At 48.8% G+C, this 14951-nt stretch carries 12 protein-coding genes; 5 read left to right on the forward strand and 7 right to left on the reverse strand.

Features of this window, described 5'->3' with window-relative positions; all coding sequences use genetic code 11:
• Window positions 1–420 precede the first annotated feature (420 nt).
• The 4 genes from H8L47_RS24915 (at window position 421) to H8L47_RS24930 (ending at window position 8881) form a co-directional block, all read left to right on the forward strand.
• Window positions 421–1434, forward strand: coding sequence for a MerR family transcriptional regulator (locus tag H8L47_RS24915; protein ID WP_186956388.1), 1014 nt, complete (start codon window positions 421–423; stop codon window positions 1432–1434).
• Window positions 1435–1467: 33 nt separating this feature from the next.
• A complete protein-coding gene (locus H8L47_RS24920) occupies window positions 1468–2238 on the forward strand; it encodes a fumarylacetoacetate hydrolase family protein (RefSeq protein ID WP_186956389.1) in 771 nt (256 codons plus the stop codon).
• Complete coding sequence (locus tag H8L47_RS24925) at window positions 2225–4729, forward strand: DEAD/DEAH box helicase (RefSeq protein WP_230413902.1); 2505 nt, start codon at window positions 2225–2227, stop codon at window positions 4727–4729. Before H8L47_RS24920 ends, H8L47_RS24925 begins: the two co-directional genes overlap by 14 nt.
• A 297-nt stretch (window positions 4730–5026) precedes the next feature.
• Entirely contained in the window at window positions 5027–8881 is a 3855-nt protein-coding gene (locus H8L47_RS24930; RefSeq protein WP_186956390.1) for a PAS domain S-box protein, read from the forward strand.
• Between the two features lie 29 nt (window positions 8882–8910).
• Here the strand turns inward: H8L47_RS24930 and trmB are convergent, their stop codons facing one another.
• Window positions 8911–9627 carry a tRNA (guanosine(46)-N7)-methyltransferase TrmB gene (gene trmB / locus H8L47_RS24935; RefSeq protein WP_186956391.1) on the reverse strand — a complete coding sequence of 239 codons (717 nt, stop codon included), beginning with the start codon at window positions 9625–9627 and terminating at the stop codon, window positions 8911–8913.
• Window positions 9628–9701: 74 nt separating this feature from the next.
• Between trmB and H8L47_RS24940 the strand changes: the two genes are divergently transcribed.
• Window positions 9702–9887 carry a hypothetical protein gene (locus tag H8L47_RS24940; protein WP_186956392.1) on the forward strand — a complete coding sequence of 62 codons (186 nt, stop codon included), beginning with the start codon at window positions 9702–9704 and terminating at the stop codon, window positions 9885–9887.
• Between the two features lie 109 nt (window positions 9888–9996).
• Here H8L47_RS24940 and H8L47_RS24945 read toward each other — a convergent pair whose 3' ends face one another.
• From H8L47_RS24945 to H8L47_RS24970, 6 genes are all read right to left on the reverse strand, one after another.
• Window positions 9997–10410 (reverse strand): hypothetical protein, encoded by a 414-nt coding sequence (locus tag H8L47_RS24945; protein WP_186956393.1) that lies wholly within the window; start codon window positions 10408–10410, stop codon window positions 9997–9999.
• A gap of 71 nt (window positions 10411–10481) precedes the next feature.
• Window positions 10482–11753, reverse strand: a complete 1272-nt coding sequence (locus H8L47_RS29545) for a phage tail tip lysozyme (protein WP_222616675.1) — start codon at window positions 11751–11753, stop codon at window positions 10482–10484.
• Window positions 11746–11937, reverse strand: a complete 192-nt coding sequence (locus H8L47_RS24955) for a hypothetical protein (protein WP_186956394.1) — start codon at window positions 11935–11937, stop codon at window positions 11746–11748. The genes H8L47_RS29545 and H8L47_RS24955 overlap by 8 nt, the downstream gene beginning before the upstream one ends.
• A 101-nt stretch (window positions 11938–12038) precedes the next feature.
• Entirely contained in the window at window positions 12039–12443 is a 405-nt protein-coding gene (locus H8L47_RS24960) for a hypothetical protein (protein ID WP_186956395.1), read from the reverse strand.
• A 10-nt stretch (window positions 12444–12453) separates the two neighbouring features.
• Complete coding sequence (locus H8L47_RS24965) at window positions 12454–14190, reverse strand: EndoU domain-containing protein (RefSeq protein ID WP_186956396.1); 1737 nt, start codon at window positions 14188–14190, stop codon at window positions 12454–12456.
• Between the two features lie 227 nt (window positions 14191–14417).
• Window positions 14418–14705: a hypothetical protein gene (locus tag H8L47_RS24970; RefSeq protein WP_186956397.1), complete on the reverse strand. Its 288-nt coding sequence runs from the start codon at window positions 14703–14705 to the stop codon at window positions 14418–14420.
• Between the last annotated feature and the right edge of the window lie 246 nt (window positions 14706–14951).

Genomic DNA, 14951 nt, shown 5'->3' on the forward strand with positions numbered 1-14951 from the left:
TTGCATATTCTGCTTGCTTGGAGAAGCTGTCAGCGATTTGGTTCAGTGTGAAGCTTTGCGCCATCCAGTATGCCAGGCCACTTGGGTCTGCTGGGCGATTGAAGTAAGCGATGTAAAGCTTTTGGATGTCTGCTGCTGTGTTGGCCATTAGGAACTCCGGACAAATACAAGAAGAGGAATGTTGCTTAAATAATATGCTATTTCTTAGATCACAACATTATAGAAAGTAATAATTTTATTGAAATGAATTTGTTATGAAATGTAACAATTTTTTTAAATTGCGCACACACTTCACACAGAATGCACCAATTCAAAATATTCATTTGACAAAATGGAACTTATGCCGATGAGCTTGCACCTAACCTAACGTCAGGGTTTATCATCCCGCCCGTTACCATCAGGAATACAGGGACAAACAACATGAAGCTAAAAATAGGTGACCTGGCGAAACGTACTGGCCTGACCGTGCGCGCCCTGCACCACTATGACAAGATAGGTTTGCTTTGCCCAGCAGTAAGAGCGGACAACACTTACCGTCTCTACGATGAAGAAGATGTATTGCGCCTGTACCGCATACAGGCCTTGCGAAGGCTGCAATTGTCGCTGGAGGAAATACGTTCAATACTTGATGATGACAGCGTCAGCATGGGCGATATCGTCAAGCAACAAATCAGCCTGATGGAAAAACAGGCGCGGGAAGCACTGGCCTTGCGCGACCATTTACTCAACCTGTCCGCACATTTGGACGGTGCGCAGTTACCTGTCGTGGATGACTGGCTGACAGCGCTGGAGATGACAGTGCATAGCGAAAAATATTTCACCACAGCAGAACTTGCTGCCTTGCGCCGTCAACGCACGGCATCGGATACGACAGACAAATCTGCACTCATCCATGCCTTGCATGGTTTGATGGAAAAGCAGGTGTCGCCACAAGATGCACTGGCACAATCATTGAGCCAGCGCTGGCTACAGTGCATGCAGGACGAGAGCGGCGGCGACGCAGCGATACTGATCAAGTTTTATCAGATGCAAAGTGAAGAAAAGGCTTTGCAATTATTCTCGGGACTGGACCAGGCCACGCTTGATTACATGGTGCGCGCTCTGGCCTGTGCCAGCCTGCCTTTGTACGAGGCCTATTGTCAGCCGGAGGAGTTGGACATACTACGCCAGCATAGCGTGACAGATGCCGCCGCCTGGCCAGCCCTGATCGCTGCCTTGCATAGCGAATGTGTCGCTGGCAGTCGTGTCAGCCATCCCAAAGTGCAGGAACTGGCAAAAGCGTGGCAAGCACTGTCGCTGAAAAAAGCGGGCAATAAACCAGCATTGCAAAAAAAAATCCAGCAAGCCTTTGCTGAGCAGCCGGAGTTACGCATGGGCATAGACAATCGCCTGTTCGCCTATATACAGTCTGCATTGAAAACCATGGCAGGATAAAATGCCTGTTTTCACTTCTTTCCAATCGCTACCATGAATCAAGCCAGTGTCAGTCATGCAGCCAGGATCTTAATGGAACGGCGACTAAACGGTACGCAGGGTGATGCCCTGCCTGAGACACATCGCCCGCATGACCTGGATGCGGCATTTGCCATACAATGTGGCGTCAGCAAGTGGATGGATCAAGCCATTGTTGCCTGGAAATGCGGCATGCCCGCAGCAGACAAATGGATAGTGGCGCCTATCTATGCAAATGATGTGCGTGAAGCGAATACACAGCCATGTGCGGTATGGGCCAGACATGGCCAGGTCAGGATAGAACCAGAACTGGCTTTCATACTCGCCCATGATTTACCTGCCAGGGCCGCGCCCTATAGACCTGAAGAAGTCGATGCAGCAGTGGCAAAAACAAGGCTGGCACTGGAACTAATTGATAGTCGCTATACGCATGCGGAGCAACTGAATTTTTATGACCACTTTGCTGATGGCTTGTTTAATCAAGGCCTGCTACTAGGCCCTGTAGTAGATTCAAAAATAGCCTGCCAAACCAGTCAGCTCGCCATCAAGTTGACTATCGCCGGTCATGAAAGCATCGCACTGGAAGGACAACACCCGGCTGGCATGCCACGTCTGCCCTTGTACTGGCTAGCAGAATTTTTACGCAGCAAGGGGCTGGGCTTGCAGGCAGGTCAGGCTGTCATTACAGGATCCTATGCAGGCAGCCCGACTGTGCCTGTTGGTGCCGATATCCAGGTGCAGTTTGGTGAACTGAATTTAATACGGACGCACTTTGAAGGAAAATAAACCAGCACCGCGTGGTCTGCCTGAAGTGACAGGCCATTTCCGCCCACGCATCACCCTGCAAACCCTGCACAGGGGTGATGGCTTATTGGGTATGAAACCCAGCGGTGACTTTGGGCCACGCGGTGGCAGTGTGACGGTGGTGGAAATAGACTGGCTGTATCACACCGACACTGGCTTGCGCTGGCAAACTGCAGCGCCCACAGCCTTGCTGAACCGCAGACCACATTCCACCCAACTATTGCACGATACAGATGGCAAGCCTCTGAGTCTGCTGCGTGATCTGGGTGCAGAAGCAGATGCACTCGACAAGGTGTGGGATATAGGCTTGCAACCCTTGCCCGCTGCCAGCCTGCAATGGCGCAACGGCAGCATTGCAGAAAATTTTGGGCCGCTCTGGAGCTTGGTGCAAGAAGGATTTTTTGCCGACCTCTGGGCTGAAAAATTACCTGAAATGCAGGCGTTGGGCTGGCAAGTTATAGTGCGCCCCGGCTTTGCACATGAGAGCGTGCCTGTCGATGCCTGGCATCTCATCATCGATGAAAACACAGGTGCGATTACTGGCAAGCAGGTGGTATCACGCATGCGTGGCCGTAACGAGGTCATCACGCCACTCGGTCTGCCAGCGCGCGAAGGCTCATGGATGCTGAGCCTGGGCATAGAGATCGAAGGTGAGGTACTGGACCTGGTGCCCATGCTGGCACACCTGTTGCAACGCGATGCGCGCTGGTTGAGTGCCAGGCAAGTACGACAGATTGACGACATGGCCATCATACAATTACGCGCCCCTGGTGGCAGGCGTATTGATGCCATCGCAGCACCGCTGAAAGCCATTGTCATTCACATGCTGGATTTGCTGGCAGACAGGCCGCAAGCAGAAGGGCCGGTGCAACTATCTTCCTGGGACAGCTACAGACTGGAAGCCTTGCGCGTCAGCCTGCTCGATAGCCAGCCTGCGCGTGCAGGTGACTATGGAGGTTGGCAATTGCAGGGCGATGTGGGCTTGCGCAGCCTGGCGCAACGTCTGAAAAAAGTTGGCAGCCCGCGTGTAGTGCTTGCGCCAGATGGCTTGGGAGTGACGCTGCGCCCCTATCAATTGCATGGCGTAGCCTGGCTGCAATACCTGCGCGAACAACATCTGGCTGGCATACTGGCTGATGACATGGGTCTGGGAAAAACCGCGCAGGTTCTCGCCCATTTACTGATAGAAAAGCAGGAAGGGCGGATGAACATCCCTGCCCTGATCGTGCTGCCGACTTCACTGATTTTCAACTGGCAAGCCGAGGCCAGCCGGATGGCCCCTGCCCTCAGCGTATTGACGCTGCAAGGGCCAGAGCGCGCAGACTTGTTTGCAGATATCAAGCAAGCTGATGTGGTGCTGACGACTTACCCTCTATTGTGGCGCGACCTTGACGTGTTGAAGGCGCAGGAATTTCATTTGTTGATCCTCGATGAAGCGCAAACAGTCAAGAATGCAGCCAGCCGCAGTGCTGATGCGGTACGACAGATACGCGCCCGACACAGACTGTGCATGACAGGCACGCCACTTGAAAATAATCTGGGTGAACTATGGGCGCAATTTGATTTTTTGATGCCCGGCTTTCTGGGTGACATGCGCAGTTTTTCACGCTTGTGGCGCAAACCCATAGAGGTCAATGGCGAAACCCTGCGCGCACAATTGCTGGCGCAACGGGTGCGTCCGTTCATCTTGCGACGACGCAAGGATGAAGTGGCGACAGAATTGCCACCCCGCACGGAAGTCATCAAGCGCCTGCGTCTGCAAGGTAAGCAACGTGAATTGTATGAAAGCGTGCGCGTTGCCGCTGATGAACAGGTGCGCCGTATATTGCAACGCAAGGGCTTTGACGGCGCGCAGATCACGATACTGGATGCGCTGTTGAAGTTGCGCCAGGTCTGTTGTGACCCAGCTTTGCTGAAAGGCCAGAATCTGCCTCCAGAAATGGAAAGAGCCAAGCTGGAAATGCTTAGCGATATGCTACCTGCCCTGGTGGCAGAAGGCCGCCGCGTACTGGTGTTTTCACAATTTACTGAAATGCTGGAACTGATTGCCACTGCGCTCACTGAACTGGACCTGGCTTATCTGATGTTGACTGGTAAAACCGCAACGGCCAGCCGTGGTGCAGTGGTGGCCCAGTTTCAAAACAAGGAAGTACCCATCATGCTAATCAGCCTGAAAGCAGGTGGTGTGGGCCTGAACCTGACTGCTGCTGACACCATAATTCATATGGACCCCTGGTGGAACCCGGCCGTGGAGGAGCAGGCCAATGCCCGTGCTCATCGCATAGGTCAGGAGCGAGCTGTCTTTATCTATAAATTATTGGTGGAGAGCAGCATAGAAGAGCGCATCATGGGCCTGCAGGCACGCAAGGCTGCGTTGGCTGAAGGTGTGCTGGGCAGTGACACTGCCTTTGCCAGCAAATTCAGTGCAGAAGACTTGCAAGCCCTGCTGGCCCCATTAAGCACGGTGATCTGAAGCTTGTTCACGACATCAACCTGCATGAATTCCCTCCTTGCAGTCGCTTTTATGTCAATTTTACAAATTTTGCATTTTTGTACATTGACAAAAAAACACAATTGGCACATCTTAGTAACAAGTGCGTAGTAAGTAAACGCGCGAGCATGTTACGCTTGAGTAAAATTCCATACGGCAACATACACTTTTCCAGCAGTAGTTTCTTATTGGCAAACTGATCGCCCTCATCGCTACAAGTCGTACGTAAGGTCAGCCAGGCTTCATCTCCGTCAGCAATGTTGAAATGGCAGGTTCTATATGATGACTACTTCACGCAATCGGTACATTGGCATCGTGACGGTGCTGTACTTTTTATTTGCGATGGCGTGGATATTATTGTCTGACAGCCTGTTGACAAGCTTTAGCGATATTGAAGCAATTACCTGGCTATCAACGGTCAAAGGTGTATTCTTTGTTGTCATCACGACTGCATTGATTTTTTTGGCTATGCGTGCGGTTCCGCAAGTAAGTCTTCATGAGCAATCTGCCCTGGATAGTTCGTTGCTTTCAGCCTTTCACTCACAATTTCAGCTACGCTGGCCCATTTATCTGCTGGCAATTGCACTGCCCTTGTCTGTCCTGTTGCTGCGCATGGCGATGGCCCAGAGTTTTGAAAACCGGCCCATGCTGATCATGTTTGTGCTTCCCATCATTTTAAGTGCAATGCTGGGAGGACTAGGCCCTGGCCTGGTGTCAACATTGGTCGCCAGTGTGGGACTAAGCTACTTCCTCATCCCGCCTTTGCATAGTTTTGCCATTAAATCCAATCAGGACATTCTGCAACTGGGCTTTCTGGTGGTGAATGGCATTGCGGTCAGCATACTCAGCGAGGCAGTACGCGAGTCTTTGCAAAAGGTGAAAAATAGTCGTAATTTGCTCGATGCCATCATCAGCGGTACTTCTGATGCCATTTTCGTTAAAGACCTCAAAGGGCGTTATGTACTGGCCAATGAGTCGGTTACCAGGTTCATCGGCAAACCTGCGGATGAAGTCATTGGACATGGTGACCATGATCTCTTCCCGCCAGAGTCTGCTCAATTGATAGCCAAAATCGATCAAGGCGTGTTAAGCAGCGGCCAGATACAGTCGCATGATGAAAGTATTAGAACCCACAGTGGCAAGTCCATCGTATTCATGGTGACCAAAGGGCCGATGCTGGACAAGTCTGGCAACGTGCAGGGCTTGTTTGGCATCGCCCGCGACATCACTGAGCGCAAGGAGGCCGAGGCTGCCCTGCGGGAAAGTGAAGCTGCCATGAAAGTAGCGCAGCGCCTGGCCGCCGTCGGCAGCTGGAACTGGGACGTGCGCAGCGATGTGCATACCTGGTCGGAAGAAGTGTATACGATTTATGGTCGGGACCCGGCGCTGCCACCTGCCGCCTACCCTGAAGTGCAGCAATATTTCACGCCCGAGAGCTGGTCCAGACTGGCCGCAGTAGTGGAAGAAGCCGTCAGGCATTGCACCCCCTATACCTGCGATGCAGAAGTTGTCCGGCCAGATGGCAGCCACCGTTGGGTTATCACCCGTGGCGAAGCCTTACAAGATGCAGAGGGCAGACTGATCAGGCTGCATGGAAGCGTGCAAGACATCACTGAACGCAAGGTCGCAGCCATGCAATTACAAGCCAGCGAAGAGCGCCTGCAAATGGCCATCGCTGCCACCAGCGAGGCGCTGTGGGATTGGGATGTTCCTTCCAACAAGGTCTATCGCTCACAACGTTACTATGAAATGACTGGCTATTCAGAGAATGAAGATACCCAGGATATGGATTTTATCAAGCGCCAGATTTTTCCTGACGATGTCTCTCTGGTCTTACAACATATCAAAAACTACAGGACCACTCACAGCGCCGATATCGATTTTGAATACCGCCTGTTAACCAAGCAAGGTGAGGTCAAGTGGGTGCATGCTCGGGGCCGCGTCGTTGGCCGCGATAGCAAGGGTAACGCCTTGCGTGTGGTCGGCACACTGGCAGACATCAACGAGAAAAAAATTATTGCCGCTGAGTTGCTGGAGAGGGAACAAAGGCTGGAGCGCGTGATGTTGGGCTCGGATCTTGGATATTGGGACTGGGACTTGGTCAACAATACCTTCAAGGTCAGCGCACGTTGGGAAACCATGTTGGGTTACGCACCTGGCGAAATGAAGGTCAGTCCTGAACACTGGTCAGATCATGTTCACCCTGATGACTTGCGAATGGCACAAGAGTCCCTGAACAGGCATATCCAGGGACAAACGGCCAGCCATGAACTGGAATTGCGCCTGATGAGCAAATCCGGCGAGTGGCGCTGGGTGCTGACCAGAGGGGCCATTGTTGCCAGAGGTGAACAAGGCAAACCCCTCATCATGTCTGGCACACACACTGACATTACCGCACAAAAAATGATGGAATTGGCACAGCGCGAGGCTGCCACCGTGTTTTCCAGTAGCTTTGAGGGCATCATGGTGGTCAATCCTCAGGGTTGCATCACCAGGATCAATCCAGCCTTTACCCGCATCACAGGCTATACCGAAAAAGAAGTGTATGGCAAACCCACCAAGATACTGGCATCTGGCCACCACAATGCCAGTTTTTATGCCGAGATGTGGAATGCCGTCAAGGAAGATGATTTCTGGCGTGGCGAAATCTGGAACAAGCGCAAGAATGGAGAAGTTTTCCCGGAACTCTTATCCATTTCTTCGGTTCGCGACGCTGCCGGTGAGATACAGCACTATATTGGCATCTTCACCGACACCAGCGAACTCAAGACCCATGAAGCAGAACTGGACCGCATGGCCCATTATGATCCGCTGACAGGTGCACCTAATCGCCGCTTGCTGGCAGATCGCCTGAGCCAGGCCGTCAACCGCGCCAATCGCACCAATAAGTCACTGGCAGTTTGCTTTCTCGATCTGGATGGATTTAAAGAAATCAATGACAAATATGGGCACACTGTCGGCGACCGCCTGTTGATAGGCGTGACAGAAAATCTCAAGCATGTTCTGCGCGCTGACGACACATTAGCCCGTTTGGGAGGCGATGAATTTGCGGTGCTGCTATCCGACATTTCTTCAGCAGAGGAAAGTGCGATGATATTGGACCGCGTCTTGGTGGGCGTCAGCAAACCGATACAGATAGATTTGAAATCAGTAAGCATCACAGCCAGCATAGGTGTCAGCCTGTACCCGGATGACAATGTCGATTCCGACACTCTACTACGCCATGCTGACCACGCCATGTATCTGGCCAAGGAAGCTGGCAAGAATCGTTACCATCTGTTTGACCCTGAAAATGACCGCAAGGCGCAGCAGCGCCGGCAGATACTGGAAAGGCTGGAAATTGCGCTGGACCAGAATGAATTTATCCTGTACTACCAGCCCAAAGTAGATTTGATCACCGGTGAAATAGTCGGTGCAGAAGCACTGATACGCTGGCAACATCCAAATCGCGGCATACTTTCCCCTGCAGAATTTTTACCACACATTTATGGCAGCAAACTGGAAAAACCCCTGGGTGAATGGGTTATCAAGGCAGCCATACAACAAGCCTACCACTGGCAACTACGCGGCATCAGCATCCGCGTGAGCGCCAATATCAGCGCCCATCATTTGCTGGCACCCGATTTTTGTGACTACCTGCAAGCTGCCCTACGGGCCCACCCATATTTCCAGGCCACCAATTTTGAGCTGGAGGTATTGGAAACCGCCGCCATTGCCGATATGGAACAGGCCGTTGCCATACTCAATCGCTGCCGTCAATTAGGCATACATTTCGCACTCGATGATTTTGGCACTGGTTATTCATCCTTGACCTATCTGCGTAAGTTGCCCGTGGATACCCTCAAGATAGACCAGAGTTTTGTACGCGACATGCTGACCGATGTCGAAGACCTGGACATCGTCGAAGGTGTGATACGCCTGGCCGGTGCTTTTAACCGCCAGGTCATTGCAGAAGGCGTTGAAACCATGGCACACGGCGCTAAGTTACTGGAACTGGGTTGCCGCCTGGCGCAGGGCTACGGCATCGCCCGCCCCATGCCGGCAGACCAGTTTGTTGAATGGTCTGCACGCTGGAAGGCAGAAGCACGCTGGCGCGACTTGCGCACCAAGCCAGCCCTGCAAATTTTGCACTAATTCTGTATCACGCTAACAATCCTGCCGACTTACTTTTTACGGAATACCAAATCCCACACGCCATGACCAAGGCGTAAGCCACGGTTTTCAAATTTTGTCACTGGACGATAATCAGGGCGCGGGGCATAACCGTCAGCAGTGTTTTCCAGCGCCGGTTCAGCACTTAACACTTCCAGCATTTGCACAGCGTATTCTTCCCAATCTGTTGCACAATGCAGGTAGCCACCAGGTGCCAGGCGCGAAGCCAGCAAGGTCACTAATGGGCCTTGTATCAGACGACGCTTGTTATGGCGTGCCTTGTGCCAGGGATCAGGAAAAAACACGTGTATGCCATGCAGGGACGCTGGCACGATCATGTTTGTCAGCACTTCAAAGGCATCATGCTGGATGATGCGCTGGTTTTGCAAACCCATTTCATCCGTCAGTTTGAGCAAGCTGCCCACACCGGGGGTGTGTACCTCAACGCCGATGAAGTTTTTCTCTGGCATGCCAGCAGAAATTTTGGCACTGGTCTCGCCCATGCCAAAACCAATTTCAAACACCGTCGGTGCCTGGCGGCCAAACGCCGCATCGACATCCAGTGGCGCTTTTTGATAAGGGATACAAAAACGCGGGCTCAGGTTTTCTATCGCCCTGGCCTGCGCATCAGACAAGCGCCCGGCACGGGTGACAAAACTACGGATACGGCGTTCAGTAGGGTCGTAAAACAGCGGTTTAATACCGTCAGCAGGTTTGGATTCAGACATACGGAAATGATAGAAAATAGGAAGAAGTTCTGTGGCGCGGGACAGGGCATCAAAGTCATGCTCATGTGGTGAATGTGAACACACATATCAACCATGCAAGACGCGCCCAGCCAGTGCAGACCCGCAAAGTCGATATTTTAACAGAAGGGATGGGTAAGAAGAAATCTGGCTTTTTTGGCATGCAAGCAGACCAGCTTGATTGGTTTGCAGATGATTTGCAGCATTGCACTGCTTTCTGCCAGGACAAAGCTGGCCTTTAGCCTGCGTCTAAGCTTGACCTGATTGACTTCCACAACGGACAAATCCTGCGCCTATGCATGTGCACAGGATTTGTTTTAACTGGCGACAAATGTCGCCAGAAAATAATATCTATCTCTTTTTGACTTCGCAACAGAATTTTTCGTTAGTTTCAGATAATTCTGGTACTGGTGCGCCCAAGATTTTTTCTGCTGCTTTCGCATTGCTTTTATTCTTCTGGCCAGGTGTCAACAACATGCTCAGCTTATCGGTTTCGACTATGCCATACTCTGGCACACACACTGAGCCACCGCAATCAGACTGAAATACGAGCATTGCCTTTCCGGATTTATTTTTCAGGCATGCCGCATCAAAATTACCTGCACCAAGCGTAAACAATTTTTTCTTCTCTTTACCCTTTATGCCATAGAGATCAAATTTCGTCTCCAACGGCCCTCCTTCGTTTTTCATCTGTACTTCGAATTTGCTTTCGCCACAGGTGGTCGTCACCGTTTCAGCATAAGAGGAACAGGTGATAGTTAGCAAGGCGAATGCTGCAGATATAAGTTTGCATAGACTGACCATCAAATTACTCCCTTTAGATTAAAAATCACGAGCTAATCACCTTTTAAAATTTTCAGGTACTGATTTGCAAGTGGCATCACAATATCGTTAGAAATTCCCAGACCACCGTAATTTTTGCTTGGTCCATCATGATGATATTTATATGCATATTCTATCCCCTGCCCACGTTTTTGTGCGAGATTCAAATTATCTACCGTATGTTTTACCAAAGCATCGGCCTGAGTACCGAGATCCCAGCGATTTGCATTGTTTACTCCATAATGCTTCCCCGTTTTATCTATAAACTGTCCGAGGCCAGAAGCGGAAGTTGTGCCAGCAGTAGCATCTGGATTAAATCCTGATTCGGTATGCGCAATCGCCAAAACCAGAGCAGTTTGCTGATCATTTAAACCTGCCTGTCTGGACTTTGCGATAAGGGCATTAATTGCAGATTTCTGAACATCGGGATTAGCATCGCCCCAAACACGAGAATTTCCGGCCATTCTACCGTTTGAATTGTCAATTTGATCGTAGATGTGCGATCCATCAACAATCTGATCCTGACTGTATTTGGCACCCTTCTTTTTCACCAACATCTTAGAATAGTCGATCGGGCTATCAGAGAAATTTTCACTCGCTAGATTTCCGCCATCAATAGAATTCTTCGTACTACCAATTCCAGAACCTTGAATCTGTGCTTTTAATATCTTAAGCTTACCAGCTGCAGCATCCAAAAAACCACGATCTTTTTCAGCTTGAAATCTTGCATCGCTATACTCTGGCACTTGGGTACTTTCATTGAATAAAGTGCCGTAAAGATTCCGTGCCGCCGCTATTCCGTATTGTGCCTTAAGTCTGGCGCTATCCAGTAATGACCTGTTTTGTTCCGCGCTGAACCTGGTATCATTAAATTCGGCAGAAGACCTTGGCTGTCTAATGCTCTCCCAAAGATTCTCCCCTGACTTGAGAAAATCTCTTTTGGCAGCCTCAGCATATTGCATCTTGAGTCTTACACTATCCCAAAAACTGCGATTCCTGTCAGCTTCAAACCGTGCATCACTAAACTCTGGTCGATTGGAATCTATTTGATTATTCGCGATACCAATATTCAATGGCAATTTTTTTCCTGAAGTGTTTTCCTGGTATTTACTTCCAGGCATAGAGCCAAGCTCAGATCTGCGAATGGCATCAAATCGTGCGTCGCTAAAACTAGCGCGATCATTTTTGGGCAGATATACATCTATATGTGAGTCATCTTCATTAGTTGGAGCAGGTGCTGTCAAATCTCGATTTTGATAAATTCCTAATCCATTGGGATCACGCATTGTTAAATAATAATCTATGCCATTGGAAGAGAGGCTTGGCCAGTGTTATGGCAAACAAGACCTCCCAATCATATTTAGAAAATGGCGTTAAGGCTTCTGAGGCGATTTCAAGACTGTATTCTTGCCATGAAGAGGTTTCAGTCCCTATCAGTTTTTCAAATAAATCTACTTTATTTCCATCCATTTTGTTTTCCTTAAAATCACCATTACGGATAAATAGGCGACCACACTGAACAAATAAAGCTAGCCTACATCAACACCGTTCATCAGAAGTTCTTCTACAATTCAATTTAAACGTTCAATCAAACCCCTTACCACATCATCGAGCGGTATCTCATTTTCATTTACATAGGCCAGCAAATTCCTTAGGGCAACCTCAAATCTCCGTGGCAATTGCGCCGACATGTAATCAAGTTGAATGACTGCAGTCACTGCGATGTCCTTGGATGGAGACAGCAGCAAAGCCATCAAAATTGCCAGGCCTTCCCTGTGCTCCAGACAACCAATGGCTTCAGCACAGCGCTCTTGCCAGTAAAGCGGCTTGGCCAGTGTTATGGCAAACAAGACATCCCAATCATATTTAGAAAATGGCGTTAAGGCTTCTGACGCAATCCCCATGCTGTATTCCTGCCATGAAAAGGTTTCTGCTCCTATCAGTTTTTCAAATAAATCTACTCTATTTTCATCCATTTTGTTTTCCTTAAGGTGTGGGAGGTACAATGGGACGTGTTCCGGCAGGAAATGAAGACGTAATAACGCCGTTATCCTTTATCACTTGCCACTGCACACCTCTGTAATTATCAGTGTGCAAAGTGGTCTTCACGCCATTAATATCACGAAGCAGGATTCCTGGTGCATTCGCCGTCATTTGACCAGCCCTTAAAACCTCTACATTATTCCAATCTGGCGGTGCAATAGTATGTATGTTCGGCGACTTTGCTGCTGACAGAGCATATGTTCCATCTTTTCGAACCACAGGCCCCCTGAACTTATCAACTGAAATTGTATCATCAGGATTAATCACCTTATTGGGATGCATAGTATATAGCGGTGATCTCAAGACATCTGGCGAATGCCCGCCAATAATTTGGTTTGTTCCTGATTTGGCTTCGCCAAACAATATTTTAAAATCGGTCTTCGTCATTGGCCCGACAAATTCCTTATAACCAGGCACTATAGATTTATGAAAGCCTGTTGCATTTGGTGTATTGGTAATGCCCCCATTTTTTCTTAAGGTATCGGTATAGTTTGTTGATTGTCCATATCTGACCGGTGCCTGGACCATCTGTGGTTCAGAAAAAATCATGCGTCCAAACATTTCCGCATCTTCTTTCGGCATTCTGGGAAATGCGCTTTTAAGAGCTTCAGCAGTTCGTTCATTTTGCAATGCGATTATTCGACGATTCGCGGCATAAGCCTCTTGCATGTTTCCTTGCGCGTACATTTTCTGCGCATATTTACGTAAACCAATTGAAGTTTGATAGTCATTAATAGATTTCTTTGGAATAGAAGCATCCAAATCATGAGCTAATCTTGCGCGCGCCTGTTCGCGCTGAAAATTATGAACATCTGAAATACCTCGAATCACTTGACCATCCCGGTCTTCAGGGCTTTCAACAAATACTGCATTCCTTTTATAGCCAGCTTTTTGCAATTCCGCCGGGTCATAGGAAGAAAGTAAATTTCTTCGTCCTGATTCTTTGTTGAGTGCAGCGGCATTTTGCAACGATGTATTCGCATCAGGAGTTTCCCAACTATCCGCGGAATCGCTGTCCCATGCTGGATCACTGTAAAGTTCTTGGTCAATCACATCTCTCGTACCACCACTATCATTGGTGGTAAAAAATTGAAAATCCTTTCCTAATGAGCCATTTTCATCACTCTTTCCCAAGTATTTATTTAATAATCCACTGAATTGAGCTGGTTTCTGTGGCGTGTAGAATTTGTCAAAACTTAAAGCAGGCGTCAAAAAATTACTGGCATCGCTGGTTTGTATTTGTAATGAGCGAGAATTGCTTATACCGTTCATACTTGCAAAAGGTATTAACTCATTGCTACTTGGCGTGTAGCCATACTCCCTCTTGAACAATGCTGTCATCGTGTCACCAGCCTTACTCATATAACGCCTGTCAAAATCACCGTCCTGATAATCAGCCTTTTCTGCGCGCAGAAAATCCGATTTCGCCAAATCACCCGGATCGGATATCGCGCTAATGGACTCCGGGCTACTCGGCTGAAATTCTCTGAAACGGGCCATGTCTTGCCCGTAACCAAAATCCATATCTATGCCACGAGCAAATGGTGGTGGTTCTGATCTTAATTGAAGATCATCATAGCCAGTACTCCATGGAGAATAACTTTCATTAGCCCCGTCGCCAGATGTATCGACGAGATAGGGAAGTCCATCCTCTCCAAAAATTCTTTGAAAATTTGCCATTGTTTGTTTCCTTTAAAAATGTATTTGCAATACCTGCTTTAGCCTGTGCTAATGCATAGCTATCAATACAGCGTTAGTTTTTATGGACAAAAAAAAGAGGCTGCCCAAGATAGGCAGCCTCTTTCTCGTTATGCTTGGCAAGTAAGTTATGCCTTCAATCAGATCTCGTGCTCCACTTTTCAAACCGTCCCATTTTCCTGAATAAAAATCGGCAATATCTTGAAGATTTAGGTGTGGGCTATACACATGACCAGGTTTTTGATTCGGAAATGCCGTGTAAGACCTTGGTGGGAAGTGGAGTTTTTTTGCTCCTGCAAAGCAACACGACCTAGTTTACTTCCTGAAGCATTGAAGTCGTAAAGGTCAAAATCACTGCCCCGATACCCAGCCCTTTGTGCGCGCAGAGAATCTGATTTCGCAAATTCGCTTGGATCAGATATCACGCTGATTAAATCCGGGCGTTCCGGCAGAAATTCCCTGAAACGTATCATGTCTTGTCCGTAACCTAAATCCATATCCGAACCACGAAAAAATGGTGGAGGCTCTGAACTTATCTGAAAATCATCCTCGCTAGTATTCCATATTGAAATACTTCCATTAGTCCCGTCACCTGATGTATCGATTAGATACGGAGTCCATCATCTCCAAGTATTCTTTGGAAAATTGTCATTGTATTTTTCCTTTTAAAGTGAAAATGCTACGCAAACTTTTGCTTGAGCTTATGCATAACTATCAATTGAGAATTAATTTTCATGAACAAA

The organism is Undibacterium umbellatum (assembly GCF_014284125.1).
Classification (GTDB): domain Bacteria; phylum Pseudomonadota; class Gammaproteobacteria; order Burkholderiales; family Burkholderiaceae_D; genus Undibacterium; species Undibacterium umbellatum.